Origin of the sequence: Runella sp. (assembly GCF_027484545.1) — a bacterium.
In the GTDB taxonomy this organism is placed as follows: Bacteria; Bacteroidota; Bacteroidia; order Cytophagales; family Spirosomataceae; genus Runella.
Genome location: NZ_JAIXST010000157.1, coordinates 22,328 through 36,610 on the forward strand (window position 1 = coordinate 22,328; position 14,283 = coordinate 36,610).

At 44.4% G+C, this 14,283-nt stretch carries 11 protein-coding genes and 1 pseudogene; all 12 read right to left on the reverse strand.

Annotated elements, in window-relative coordinates; all coding sequences use genetic code 11:
- Positions 1–98: 98 nt before the first annotated feature.
- Positions 99–3,452: a glycosyl hydrolase gene (locus Q0081_RS14510; protein ID WP_298354665.1), complete on the reverse strand. Its 3,354-nt coding sequence runs from the start codon at positions 3,450–3,452 to the stop codon at positions 99–101.
- A gap of 31 nt (positions 3,453–3,483) precedes the next feature.
- Positions 3,484–3,777, reverse strand: coding sequence for a Dabb family protein (locus tag Q0081_RS14515; protein ID WP_298354667.1), 294 nt, complete (start codon positions 3,775–3,777; stop codon positions 3,484–3,486).
- 17 nt (positions 3,778–3,794) lie between these two features.
- Positions 3,795–5,426: a carboxylesterase/lipase family protein gene (locus tag Q0081_RS14520; RefSeq protein WP_298354669.1), complete on the reverse strand. Its 1,632-nt coding sequence runs from the start codon at positions 5,424–5,426 to the stop codon at positions 3,795–3,797.
- A 104-nt stretch (positions 5,427–5,530) separates the two neighbouring features.
- A complete protein-coding gene (locus Q0081_RS14525) occupies positions 5,531–7,828 on the reverse strand; it encodes an alpha-L-rhamnosidase N-terminal domain-containing protein (RefSeq protein ID WP_298354670.1) in 2,298 nt (765 codons plus the stop codon).
- Positions 7,829–7,861: 33 nt separating this feature from the next.
- A complete protein-coding gene (locus tag Q0081_RS14530) occupies positions 7,862–8,764 on the reverse strand; it encodes an alpha/beta hydrolase (protein WP_298354672.1) in 903 nt (300 codons plus the stop codon).
- Between the two features lie 323 nt (positions 8,765–9,087).
- The gene (locus tag Q0081_RS14535; RefSeq protein WP_298354674.1) at positions 9,088–10,293 is read right to left on the reverse strand and encodes an MFS transporter; all 1,206 of its coding nucleotides are present in this window, start codon (positions 10,291–10,293) and stop codon (positions 9,088–9,090) included.
- A 158-nt stretch (positions 10,294–10,451) separates the two neighbouring features.
- On the reverse strand, positions 10,452–11,036 hold the full coding sequence (locus tag Q0081_RS14540) for a fibronectin type III-like domain-contianing protein (RefSeq protein WP_298354676.1): 585 nt from the start codon (positions 11,034–11,036) through the stop codon (positions 10,452–10,454).
- A 116-nt stretch (positions 11,037–11,152) separates the two neighbouring features.
- Positions 11,153–11,533: pseudogene (locus tag Q0081_RS14545) on the reverse strand (beta-galactosidase); the annotation flags it as partial.
- 247 nt (positions 11,534–11,780) lie between these two features.
- Positions 11,781–12,089 carry a hypothetical protein gene (locus Q0081_RS14550; protein WP_298354678.1) on the reverse strand — a complete coding sequence of 103 codons (309 nt, stop codon included), beginning with the start codon at positions 12,087–12,089 and terminating at the stop codon, positions 11,781–11,783.
- The gene (locus tag Q0081_RS14555; protein WP_298354679.1) at positions 12,059–12,817 is read right to left on the reverse strand and encodes a cyclase family protein; all 759 of its coding nucleotides are present in this window, start codon (positions 12,815–12,817) and stop codon (positions 12,059–12,061) included. The genes Q0081_RS14550 and Q0081_RS14555 overlap by 31 nt, the downstream gene beginning before the upstream one ends.
- 60 nt (positions 12,818–12,877) lie before the next feature.
- Complete coding sequence (locus tag Q0081_RS14560; RefSeq protein ID WP_298354681.1) at positions 12,878–13,243, reverse strand: antibiotic biosynthesis monooxygenase; 366 nt, start codon at positions 13,241–13,243, stop codon at positions 12,878–12,880.
- Positions 13,244–13,320: 77 nt separating this feature from the next.
- Complete coding sequence (locus Q0081_RS14565; protein ID WP_298354683.1) at positions 13,321–14,277, reverse strand: fumarylacetoacetate hydrolase family protein; 957 nt, start codon at positions 14,275–14,277, stop codon at positions 13,321–13,323.
- Positions 14,278–14,283 lie beyond the last annotated feature (6 nt).

Here is a 14,283-nt window from a genome sequence, read left to right on the forward strand (position 1 = left end):
TCACCTGCAAAGATTGTTGGCGGTGAAAACACTACCAAAGGCTACAAACAGAAGAGGCCGGTCAATTGACCGGCCTCTTCTGTTTGTAATTAGCTATTCTATTTCACCACATTTACTTTCACTTCCCCCATCATACCCGACGGCAACAACGGCGAATCAGCTCGGTAAAACGGCATGGTGGTAAAAGTTGTTTTTTGCTTTGCATCAGGTTGGGCATCGCCGATGATTCGGTTAGGCCACAGGTTGGTTACTTTTATTTGGATACTGTTATCGCCTGCTTTTATGGCTTCGGTAATGTCTACTTTGAAAGGCTTTTTCCAAGCAACGCCCATGTTTTTACCATTGACAATCACTTCGGCGATATTTTTAACATCCCCTAAATCAAGTATAATCGAAGCCCCCATTGGGGGTTTGGGGGCTGTGAACGTGTTTTCGTAGGTCGCTGTTCCTGAGAAATATTTTACATCGGCATCCGCATTTTCAGTCCAGGAAGTCAGCTTATCAAAAATGACACTTTTATCATTGAAACTAACTTTCCAAGGAGTTGCAACTGAGGCTATTGTCGTTTCAGAGGCAGTTGGTTTAGTGTATGAGGAGACGGTAGATTTACCGTCTCTACTGAAAACAATGAAAAACGCATCCCATGATTCAAATTTTAACGGTACAATGGTACGGCCGTCCTTGATTTGGTAGCTTACTTTTTCCGTTTTACCCGTAACAGGATTCCACAATTCAGGCCCTTTGCCCGTTACCCGGAAACTCACCTCGGCATCGGTAGCGTTGGCACTGCGGTTGTCGAGCCAGTAAATGTCTTGGTCGGCCGTTTGGCGGTGGCGGTACAGGATTTTGTTTTTTGTATTCCCGATGATAACGTCGGGTTGTTGTCGTTGTAGAGACAAGGCATGCCTTGTCTCTACGTTGGCGTTGGTGGCGGCGTTTGTGTTGGCAATTACGTTGGATTTTTTCCAGACCTCGTTGGCCATTTTTTGAAATTCAGCATCATTATCTGCCATGCTTGGTGATCTTTCGGGTTTGGAACCGATTACCGTCACGCCTGCATCAACCAATGTTTTTATTTTTTTCAAAACAGGCAATGTCATCAATTTAGCAGATTCGTCCAACATCAATACAGTATAAGTATTACCACTTTGGGCTACTAATTTTCCATTCTTAGCTTGGATGGCATTGATAAGCGCGGATGAGTTCACAAAATCGAATTCATATCCTGCCGGAATAGTTGGTAATTTTTCCCTGCAAATCCACGTAATGTTGTTGTTTTCGCCGTAGTAATACAACACATCGGCGATGTTTCGGCCCTGTTGCAACAAATAACAACTGCGTCCCAAATACGCCATCCACGCTTTACCGCCTACTTCGGCCCAGGTTTCCTGACGGGTAAAATACTGTCCGAATGGCCCGAGCGAAAAGCCTGGTTTTTTATCATCAAGCGGTTGGTGTACAGAAGTGTGAATCACAAAACGATTCAAACCCGAAGCCATCTCTAAGTCAGCCGTACGTTTGAGACGTTCGGGATATTCCTGAAACGGTTTACCAGCGGAAGTCATAGACTCTGCCGCCACGAACGGTTTTCCATAAATGTTGGCGACCGATGCCGACTCTCTGATGTCCGCTTCGCTGCGCACTTCTTCGTCGGCTCCTCCTACCAAGCTTCCCGGCGTCCACATGGCCGACATCGGAATGTCGGAATTACGCTTCACGTCCATGCCGTCGGCCAAATAAATCCGTCCACCCTCGTGCGATTCGGTGTAGCGCTCCATGCCGCGTTTTTTGAGTTCTTCGCCAATCACATCGTAGTGATTTTCGGCAATGAGTTCGCCGATGGTTTTACGAAAATCCCACAGGAACTTCTCACTGTCCTGTAACGATTTCACAATTCTGCCCGTCAATACAGGAATCCATACTTTGAGGTCATAGCCCCGTCTTTTCTGAAATTCTTCGGGAAATGATTTTGTCCAGTTCATGTGTCCGGCCTCGTAGCTATCCAACACCATGTATTTCAAGCCTTTTTCGCCCATTAAACCACCAGTAGCGTCTTTGTACATATCCAGATAGGTGTTAATGTACTTTCTGACGGCTTCTTTGTCCAATTTATCCACTTCCAAGCCTGTAGCTTCCGGCGAGGCGGGGTGATTTTGACGGCCCGTAAGGGAATAACCCAAACGAATAATGACCCAGCCCCCCCCGCCCCCAATGGGGGAGCTACCTGTCGGCGGTGTCCAGTTTAGACTCCCATCTGCACTCATTTTTGAAGTTAAATCAATCACATCATTTTCTGAAATAGCCTCAACTGAGCTATTTCCCCCATTGGGGGGTAGGGGGCTACTTTCTTTCCACGGTGTAAAGCCCGCTTTATCTTCAAATTGGTCAATGCGGTCGGTATTGTGTAGTACAAATTCAGCCACTTTTACGCCTTCGGGTTTTCTATCTGCTTGGGCGCCCATCATTGCCATAAGACCATTCACTTCTGGTTTCAACGTTTCCCAACACATACGCCAGAATTTAGCGGTAGTTGGTCTAATAGAAACGGTGTTATAGGGGTTGGTACCTCCCTCCACCGTTGCAATTGTTTTGAAACTGCCCCCATCATCACTCACTTTAAGGGTTCTGTTTTTGGGGTTGCCATTAAACTCTCCAAGCGGAGTCTCACTTGCCCCCGCTACCGAAAATGCTTTGATGGTTTGCGGCGAATCAAACTCATACTGAATCCACATATCTTGCCCCACTTCCATGGCAGGAAGTTCTGATTTTTTAAACAAATCGTTATCCGTCAGGCCTTTTAAGGTAAAACTCCCTCCGCTTGAACTTACTTTTGGATTAAGTTCTGCCACTGTTTTTTCAGCTTTAGTTAAGCGATACGCAATCACCAATGCATCTTGGTAAAAGGTAGGTTTTTCGCCCACAAATCCACCCGTAAGCCCCCCTGCGCCTAATTGTACATTCTGAAATTTACCGATGACATCGGCAGGACGGGGCAGTTTCCCAGAAAACGCTTTGCCTCCTTCGATGCGCGTTTCTGTCCAAACGTACTTTTTCATGGCGTCTTTGGGTTCAACCCATGGGCCACCCGTTACGCTCCAACCCGGCGAGCCCGCGATAGCCATTTCAAGTCCTTTTTGATCGGCCGTTTGGGTCATAAACTTGAAGGCATCTTTCCACTCAGGCGTCATAAAGACCAATTTCTTGGACACGACTACGGGTGTAAAAAGATTAGCATCGAAATTTTGAAAACCGCCAATCCCCACGCGACTCATCCATTCCAGGTCTTTTTGGATACCTTCTTTGGTGATATTGCCGTTCATCCAATGCCACCAAACGCGTGGTTTGGCCGAGCTTGGAGGAGTCTGAAAGTCATTTAATTGTTGACTTTGGGCATAAACGCCAGAGCTTGACATTACAAGCACGGCGAGAATTGACTTGAATTTCTTATTCATTTGTTTTCAGTAATTCAGGGATTTTCAAAAATCAATTCAGAAGATTGTAGTCTATCTCCAGAAAATCTTCCACATTTTTCAGCCAAAAATGCTGTACAAACGCTACGTGTTCGGGATGGTTGGAATAAGAATCGTATTGTTCCTGCATATCAAATTCCATCGAAATCCCGTATTCAAATGTATTCTTAGAACTGATCTGCTTCAATACCTCAAATTTCTGAACGTCAGGGATAAAAGCCAATTTGTCAACAGCATCGAAAAAAGCCTGTTTATCTTCTGCACTTATCCCTGATTTCAGTTTTAAAATTACTGAGTGTCGAATCATTTGTATCTTTTTTATTTTTACAATCTGCCAACCTCTCGCCAAACGTTCAATTCATCTTTAAATCGGTCATTGATTACCTCCAATTTGGTGTCTATTCGCATGGTGGGTCGTTCCTGCAGATTATACGCTTTCCATTCTGGGGCATCTTTTGCTGATGGTTTCCCAGTTTTGGCAAAATTTGTCCATAACTCCGCAAAATTGTGCGAAGCGATGGCTTTTTCCGGTTTATTTCCGCCAAAGAAACTCGGTTTGTTGGCGGTTTCGTTATTGAATTTGAAAGAGATATCCATGGCATGAGGTGTGCCCATTTCATAGTCCGTTCCCGGCAGTTTCATCTCTGATTTATAGCCAAAATTGTAAAGATAAACGGGGGCACCGCCTTGCTTCACTTTTTTCTCGGCAATGTCTACCGACCCAAGCCCCATCAACGTAATGGACGAAATGGCAATGTAAATATCTGCCGGTGATGCGTTGGGTCTGGCTTTTCGGTAGGTATCAATTATTTTTTGGGTATTTGCACCATATTGTGGTTCCAACTTTTTGTGTAAGCCCTCAAAATCATAGTTCACAAAGTCAGTTTCTTTTCTTTCCCAGGCAAAGAAGGTATGTTCATCCTCATTCCAGCCTACCAAAAGCGGTTTGTTTTTAGAAATTTGAGGAGCCGTTGGGTCAAAAGGATGCTGCGGAAGTGCTTTGCCATCCACCACCGGTCCAAAACCTCCATAGTTTCGCCGCATAAAACCTAAATTCTTATTTTTTTCAACGAATGACGGTATCTGTGGCAATTTGCCCTGCATCGCCAAAAGATCAGCGGCGGGTATATCCAGCAGTTTTTTCCAATCTTTCGGTTCAATATTCAGCTCTTTTAAAAGCATCCGTGTGGTTTCTTGGGCAATTTCTTTCGGGGTCATTCGCACGCCCGGCCCACTTTCGATAGAAGCTTTGTTGAAATAAGGGGCAGCCGATGGCATCGAATAAAGACACGAAGTTTTTGCTCCTCCCCCCGATTCTCCCCATATCATGACGTTGTTGGAATCACCACCAAAGTTAGCAATGTTTTTATTGACCCATTTCAGCCCCTCTACAATATCCAACATGCCATTATTTCCCGAGCCTTCGTAGTCGGCTCCACCTAATTCTTCCAAATACAAAAAGCCCAATAAGCCCAAGCGATGGTTGGTTTCTACGACTACTACATCAAAATGGCGAGCAAGATTTGCACCATCTTGCCCGCCAGAGCCACCCGAACCAATCACAAATCCCCCACCGTGACTGTAAAACATAACGGGGCGTTTTTTAGTATCATTGGCGGGTGTCCAAACATTTAAAAACAAGCAATCTTCCGACGGTGCAGGTTCATTTCTTCGTGGGTTTTGGATGGCTGGAGCTCCCAAAGTCAAGGTTTCTTTAACGTCTGTCCAAGGTTCGAGCGGGGCAGGACGACGGAATCTTCTTTCTCCCGATGTTTTACCTGCATAAGGAACGCCTTTAAATATATTTACTCCGTTTTCACGGTATCCTTTTATTTTACCAAAATTGGTATCAGAAGTGATAAATTCTTCAATCAATAAATTGGAAAAAGCATAATTTATAACAGACAAACCAGCTACCGAAAGGGCGGTTTTGTTTAAAAACTCTCTTCTTTTCATGGTTTTAATTATATTTTTCTAAATATTGAATTGATTCACACCCTCTTTTAAGGCAATCGTTTTGCCTTTCCATACCAAGTTACCCGTAATGCTTTTTGGTAGTTCTATTTGAATTTGCCATTTTCGAGTTTATAACTGGTTGAAATGCTTCCTTTTGCGTGTGGCATTTTGCCATTTATGTCAGTCATTTGCCCTAAATGTGGCTCAATTTTTACTTTTGAAAATGCCAAACCATCACTATCAATGCCCAAGATGGTGCGGTAAAACTCAATATTTGGACTCGAACCCCAAGCGTGGCAATCGGAGCGGGTTTTGTCCACATCGGAGGTTTCTGCCCAGGTAGTGAGTCCCATTTGAATATTCTCACGCCATTTGTCCAGCCATTTCAAATAGTCATCCCCTTTCCCCGCTTTTATTAATGCTTGATGCAAATAATACTTGAAATAAATAGAAGCTGGAGCGAGTTTGGTGTTGGTAATCAACTGATTAGAAATTTCGATAGCCTCCAATGAAGTCGCAACGCCCGTCAGAATGGCCAATGAATTGGTATGTTGCGAAAACTTATCTTTTTCTTCGCGGTCGGCAAATAATTTCTTCGTAGCATCCCAGTATTTTGCCCGAATAGTCTTTTTCAAAACCTCGGCGGGTTGTAGATATTGAGTAGCAAAGGCAGGATTTCCCAGCTTATTTTCCAAATCTGCCGCCACTTGATACGCCCAAAGTAATTGAAAATCAAGCATGGCCGATGTACCGTTGGCACTCATTGGGCCAGCACCTGCTTTCCATTCTTTGGCATTGTCCACCCAGTCGGTAAACATCCATTGCGGTGTGTTTTTTAGTCGGCCATCGGCTTGTTGGTAGCTTTTGAAATAGTTCAAAATTTGACGAACACCGCCTAATTTCCCCTTTACAAAATCGACATCAGCCCCATATCGGCTATAATCCTGCAACATTCCGATGTACCAAAGCGAAAAAGTAGGAATAAATTGCGGCGTGTAAGAGGGATGTCGGCTCAAGGTTACGCCTTCGGGTGTGCGAGAAAAATCCATTAAGTTGATGGCATTTTTTACCAACCTGTCATCACCGCTATTAAAAAGCGATACCAAAGCTTGAATTCTACCATCACCGATGTATTGGAGTTGCTCATAATAAGGGCAATCCATGTAAGTTTCATAGGCACAAAGACGAGCGGTACGCCAGCCGATTTCAAGAATTTTATCCATTTCTGGCTGATTGGCAGTTAGTTGGGCATTCATCTTAAACGGGTAACCCGTAAAAGCGCCATAAATATCATTCAGAGAAATGGCCTCATTTTGAGTGACAATGCTGAGTTGTAAATAGCGATACGTCCGATAAGTAAGGCTGGTAAATTTTTGATTTTGGCTTCCGTCAGAAATCAGACTATCGGCACGGCCTATGAAGGTTTTGCCGGAGGTTTCGTTTCTGTTGCCTTTTGAAGTCTTATTAAAAAGTGCTTCGGCATATCTTACAGTAATGGTTGCGTTTTTTCCTCCGCTAAACTCCAGATTTGGATAGGCGTTAGTAAGGTAGCTTTGGTCTAAAATGATATTTGCTTTTGAGTTGGCTGGTATCGACACATCTGTTTTTTTGGTAGGAAACCCAGCAGGTAAACTCGCAATACCTTCATTAGTAACCACTTTCACTAATCTTTCATCTTTCAGTTCCATTTGAGGAATGATAGACGGCACCAACATCCAGCCACTCATAGTACCGAATGCCCCCAATATATTTTTAGGAACACCTCCACCAACCGGTCTTGCTTTTTGCCAATTTTTATCGTCAAAATTTTCACTTTGCCAAGCTTTTGGACTTAAAGCCAAGTTTCGTATTTCGCCCGCACCCGCCACATAATAGGCTCTGGTTCTAAAAACCAGAGGAGCAAAGCTATTGTCTTTTTCACAAAGCCAAGTATTGTTGGTATTGATGGCTGATTCGGCAGAAGTTTCTCCTTGCAAAATAAACCCAGTTCTGTAAGTAATCTGAGCCTCTGGTTTAAACTCGCCCTCATTCCAAACTTGAGCAGCAATAATATTTTTACCTGCTTTCAAATAAGCCGCAATATCCAGGGTTTCATAGTTCCAATGGGCAATGTCGCCACGAGCAGGCCCCATCGAAACCAACTTTTCATTCACAAAAAGTTTGTAACGATTATCACCCGAAACATGAATTTTATAATTGTTTGGTTTTGAAGCCAAATCAATCATTTTACGGAACATATACACACCATAACCGTCATTGCTTGCGTTTGGCATGGAAATCCATTGTGCGTGCCAACGTTTGTTTATTACGTCGGGTTCGCCTGTGGGTGGTCCAAATTGAGCTTTTGCGAGAATTGACGTTAGTGTTACTAAGATTAGGGCTATTACATTTATTTTTTTCATAGTAGTTATTGAGGATTAAATCGGAATGAATGGTTATTTCAGTTCAGCTTTCAAAAAGCCAATTACCTTATTTTTAAACTCTTCGGTATCGTACATTTTTCCGAAATGTGGCGCATCTTTCACAATAATGAGTTCATTTTTAACACCTTTCGCCGTCAACCACCCGCTCAATAACTTCGACTGTCGGTTGGTAACAATATTGTCTTTCTCCCCATGAAAAATCAGAAATGGCGGATCATTTTTATCAATGTAGGTCACGGGGCTCGCGATTGCCGCTAAATCTGGACGAGCAATAGGGCTGGCTCCCAGCAAAATACCTTCCGGCGCTTTGGGGTCTTCACTGCTTGCCAAGGAAGTCAACTCTGAGGGGCCGTAATAATCCACTACAGCTTTGAAACTGAACTTTTTGGACGTGTTCGGCATAAAAAAAGACTCTGCTTTATTATTGTTGGACAATCCCTGCAAGGAAGCCAAATGCCCTCCAGAGGAAAAGCCCATCAGCGCCATTCGGGTTTTATCCAATCCATAGGTATCGGCATTGTCATAGAGAAACGAAACCGCACGATTACAATCCTGAATCTGGGCGGGGAATTGAGCCTGCGTAGCCCAACGGTGATCAATGGAAGCGATGGCAATACCGTTATTCAGCAGGGCCGATACCGTATTGCCCATGTATCCGATATCAGCGTATTTGTCGTTTACTAACCACCCACCGCCGTGTATCAATACCACGAGAGGAAATTTACCTTTTTGCGAATTCGGCGGCAAATAAATATCCAACAGATGCTTCTTGAGCGTATCGCCATTGTACGAGATATTGCCGTGCAGCACGGTGCCTTGGGGAAAAAGTTTCAGGACGCGATTTTCCTGTTGGGCAGTTGCCAAAAATGCTTGAACTACCGCCAACAGGGTAATGCAAAGAAAATTGATTTTCATTTAGTTCGATAAATTAAGGTATACTTTTCCTATCAAAAGCGGAACGGCAAGAATCTCTTTCCACCTAATTGCCGGTAATTTGCCTATTTGAGCTTAAAAATGACGGAGTGTCAAATCATTCCTTTTTGGGCATTACCGTTTTTTTCAGTAAAAGAAACGCAACTATTTCCCTTTTATTAGTACAAATTAATAACGCTTTTGTACAGAAAGTATCCTGAACTCACCTGTATTGACTCAAAATGAGACAATAATTGATATTGAATACAAACCACTTATTTCAATCCTTCAATTGATTGAAATTGCATAATACATCCAAATCTTTCTTAAGGCTTTGCCAGTTCTTTCAATTTCATAACGAAAAACAAACCGATAAACGCCAACGCCGCCGCTACCCAAAGAAAAGCCGAAGGGTCGATTTTGTCGGAAAGGACGCCTGCCAAGGCAGGCACCATTACGCCGCCGACAATTTCAGCAATGGCCGTAATAAACCCTAACGCTTTGGCTTTCAAATGGTCTGGCACCGACTCAGAAGGCAATACGGCCGCCACGATGGGAAGAAGTCCCATCATAAAATAGGTAAAAAACATGGCAGGAAGATGAATGGCCGAGCCTGCTAAAAAATAAACGGCAAAAGGGTAAAATGTCCCCACAACCATAAAAATCAGTAGCACTTTTTTACGCCCGATCTTATCGGAAAGTCCAGGAACTATGACGGAAGACAAAAGTCCCGAAACACCCAAAAGCCCCATGTTTTTGCCCATTTCATCAGCCGACATTCCTTGAAAATTCACAAAATAATTGGAAATAAAAGGCAAGGTGGCAAACCACCAGCCAAACACACAACACGCTGCTCCGATACCCCATTTTATGTTGTTGTATTGTAACAATTCAGCAATATTGAGGGCTGATTTCTCTTTTGTTTGAGCGGCCGACGCTTCGGCGCTTTCAGCAGTTGATTTTTTGACAAATTTCCACGCCAGTAAACCTAAAACCAAGCCTGGCGCTCCTGCCACGAAAAAGGCATTGCGCCACCCCATGTTTTCGGCAATTTGCACCAAAACGACCGGGGCTAAAATAGACCCAAACAAGGCAGAACCAAAAGCCTGCAAAATCCCAGCATTCAAACCCAAACGATTAGGAGAGGATTCTCTTTCGACAAAATTTTGCGCCAAAGGTATCACCGGGCCTTCGGCAAAGCCCATCACAAGGCGGGCAATCAGCAACGTAACAAACGAAACCGCCCAACCTGAACCGACTGAACAAAGAGAGAAGGTGAAAACAGCGGCAATGAAAACGAGTTTTTTCTTATTGTGGGTTTCGGCCCAAGCCGTTGAGAAAAAACTCGAAAACGCCCAAGCCAACGACAATGCCCCTGCTAACAATCCGATTTGAGTGTTGTTGAGTTGAAGGTCTTTGGCCACGTAAGGCATCAGAAAATTAAGCGCCAGGCGGTCGAAAAATAAGCACCCAAAAGTGAATGCCATTAACAATACGATACCGTTTTCGTAGGTAAAAAGTCCTTTTTTCATATTTCAAGCGAGGTTTAGGGTTATTTTAATTTTATTGTTATGTACTTCAACCATATAAGGCATCGCATCGGCGAACCGATAAGTGAATATAAGAGACTGTTTTTGAGCTATTTAAAACTTATATGACCTTATATTTCTTATATGGTTATTAGAAAATTCTATTTATTCACTGTAAATGTGTTCTGTAATTTAATAGCCTGCGAAGAACTGCCAATCAACACTTTTACGGCTCCGCTTTCTACTTCCCAAGCAGACGTTTGGTCGTTCCACCAAGCCAAGGATGCGGCATCTATTTGAAACGTAACTTTCTTGGTTTCGCCGGCTTTCAGGTTTATTCTTTGAAAACCTTTCAACGCTTTTATGGGACGAATTACCTTAGAATTTGGGTGTTGAATGTATAACTGAACCACCTCATCACCATCACGACTTCCCGTATTTTTAATGTCTGCGGAAACGGTAATGCTTCCATTTGCCCGCATAAACACGTTACTCAATTTCAAGTTGGTGTGTTCAAATTTTGTGTAACTCAATCCATATCCAAAGTGATAAAGCGGTTCGCCTTTGAAGTACATATAGGTACGACCGTTAGTAATGTCATAATCCATCATGCGGGGAAGTTGGTCGAGCGATTTTGGCCACGTTTGCACCAAGCGTCCTGCCGGGTTGTAATCACCAAAAAGTACATCGGCAATGGCTGTACCCTGTTCCTGGGCAGCATGTGTGATGTGCAGGATGGTCGGCACATGCGCCTGACTCCAATTGATGGCACTTCACTGAATGGCGAAAGGATTTCGAGCGTTTTGCCGTTTTCGAGGGTATATCTTTGAAAACGTTTGGGATTGGTTTTTACCCATTCGGGCACGTAGGTGGAGGCCGTGCTTTTCCAACTGCCGAACCACGCCAACACAATTTTTAAATTCTCTTTTTTGGCACCCTCAATCGCTGCATCCACCAATTCAAAATTATATTTACCTTCCACAGGCTCCAGTAATTCCCAATAGGCATACGCCAAAACGGTATTGAGGTGCATCTCCTTCATTTCCTTCCACACCTTTTGTAAGGCGGCTTTGTCGGAGCCTGTCGAATTATGGAGTTCACCCCCCAAAATGAGAAAGGGTTTTCCGTCCACCATCAGCTTCGGTGCTTTGCCCGATTTGTCCAAATAGGGAAGTTGAGCAAACAGCAGGGTGGTGCTCCATGCCAATGCAAGGGTTAGAACAATTTTTTGAGTGGTTTTCATAGATCTTTTCTATTGAGGTCTAATAGCTTGTTTAGAAATTACCTGCTTCAAACGTATGAATTTGTTAATTTAAATTTGGTAAGCCCTTACTTTTCCTGCCGCATCGGCCTATAGATTTGTTTTGTAAGATTATTCCAAGAAATGGGAGTAACTTGATTGAGCAAACTGGGCTGGCACATCCTATCGCTCGGCAGCGCTAAAGACTCATGGACTGATTCAGAGGCCAGCCCTCGCTGCCTGCCAATACTCAAATAGAAATGAGGGTTTTCAGACCGCACGGGCCTTTACTTCTTTTTGATTCGCCTTGGGTCAAAAAGATAAAATCGTAAACCGTATTGCAGTAAGGAGGCAGAGGAAATTTGCTCTTGTCCCGAAAATCCTCCAATCGGTTAATGTGAAAAAGCTCATGGTGCGCTTCGGCAAACAGGGGCTGCTGCCATTCAATGGTCTCGAAATGAAAACCCGGTGAAATCTCAGGTTTTAAAATAGGTATTTCATTTCCGCTTGCCATAGCCAAATTTTCTATCAATCCAATATCGCTACGGCGCGCGTCCATCCCGCACTTGCGGCTTTGATTTTGGCAGGAAAACAAGCCACTTTGAAGCCAAAGGGTGGCAATTGGTCCAGATTAGCCATTTTTTCAATTTGGCAATATTCTTTTTCGATGCCCACGTAATGCGCCTGCCAGATGATCCCTGGACGCGGATTGGCCCGATAATCAGCCGCCTGAATGTGCAACGGAATATCCCAGCCCCAACCGTCGGTGCCCATAACTTTGATACCTTGATCAATGAGCCAATGTGTGGCTTTGGCCGAAGCTCCTACGTGGATTTTTACAAAATCAGGGTCGTGCAAACGCTTATCGGCATCGCAGCGAATCAGGACGATGTCAAAGGGTTTGAGGGTATAATTTATGGCGGCGAGTTTTTCGATCAAATCTTCTGGCTCAAACATATAGCCGTCGGGTTTGTCGGTAAAATCCAGCACCACGCCATCGTGAAAGAACCAGTCCAGCGGCATTTCGTCAATGGTACGCGAGGGTTTCCCTTCGCTGGTCGGGAAATAATGGTACGGTGCGTCCACGTGCGTTCCGCAGTGGCTCGTCACGGTCAGAAACTCCCCGGCGGGGCCGTTACCGTCAATAAACACATCGCCGGCAATGCCTTCGAAGAGTTTTCCGCCCATTTTTTTTGCCCCTTCTTTGTGGTCTTCATAGACGATTTTAGTAGGAAGTGGTTCTTTGATTTCCTCAGAAATCGTCACGGAAAGGTCAATGATTTTCATATAGCCCCTGTATCCCCAATGGGGATTTTTTAAAATGTAAAAAAAATATTTTAGCCCGTTTTAGATTCCCCCATCGGGACGGTACGCCGCGCGGGTTAGGGGGCTGTAATGCAGCACCACGGGTGGATTTTCAAAAAACGGCCCAATCAATCCACGCCATTCTTTGAATAATTCCGATTCGCGAAATCCGATGGTGTGCGCTTCGATGCTCTCCCAACGAATGAGCAGCACGTAGCGGTTTTGCTGTTCGATACACTTCTTAAAATCATGTCCCAGATAGCCTTTTGATTGACTGATCACAGCTTGGGCTTTTTCTAAATTTTGCTCAAACTCAGCATTCATGCCCGGTTTGATGTCGACGGTGGCAAGTTCTAAAACAGCCCCCTTTCCCCCAATGGGGGTATTTTTCTCTCTGTTTTCGTCCATGATTAACAATTTTATCCGTTCATTTCAATCTCCTATCCAATCAATATTCCCCCACTGGGGCGGGGCCGCCCGTGCGGTTAGGGGGCTACTGTATTTCTCAAAACCCCAATTCCTTCAATTTCCAATTCCACCACATCACCCGGCTCTAACGGACGGTGAACGGAGAAATTATTTTCAATCAGGCTCCCCCAACCTACTGTCCCTGAGCCCAATATATCGCCCGGCATCAGATTTACGTTATTTTCGGAGGCACGTTCCATCATTTGTTCGAAGGTATAATACACGGTTTGGTAATTCCCTTCACAGACCGTTACGCCATTGATACGGGAAGTCATCTTAAGTTTAAATCGGTCGATTTGGACACTCGGTACCCGAATTGGGTCAGTGAATACGCTGGCATCAAACGGCACTCGGTATTGCTCCATTTCGTCGGCCGTTACAATACATGGGCCAATGGCATTCGCATAGTCTTTGCCTTTATGGGGGCCCAACGGAATCTCCATTTCCACTTTTTGGATGGCACGGGCGGTCCAATCGTTGAAAACGGTATAGCCAAAAATGTAAGGACGGGCGTCTTCGGCTTTGATATCTTTGCCTTTTTTGCCGATGATGCAGGCCAACTCCAACTCAATGTCCATTTTGGTTTCTTTGGTCGGGCGCTTGATCTCGTCATCGGGGCCGTAAATGGCCTGATGATTGGTAAAATAGAAAATCGGCATATCATACCAGGCAGGTCCGATTTTGTGCCCAAAAGACCGGGACGCATTTTGCATGTGCATCTCAAAGCCGATGTAATCCCGGAAACTGCGGGGATTGGGCAAAGGGGCCATCAATTGAATCTCCGATAATTGATAATGCGGCTGAACATCACCTAATGCCCTGATAACGGGGAAGTACGCTTCGTGATTATCAATGAACGTCAGCATATCGGTGGGCAGGTTGGAATTCGCCAACTGCATATCCACCACGCCCTCGCCTACCAGCCAGCCTGTGCGGGAATCACCCTGTGGGTTTTTAAAGGTTACTAATTTCATCTTTTT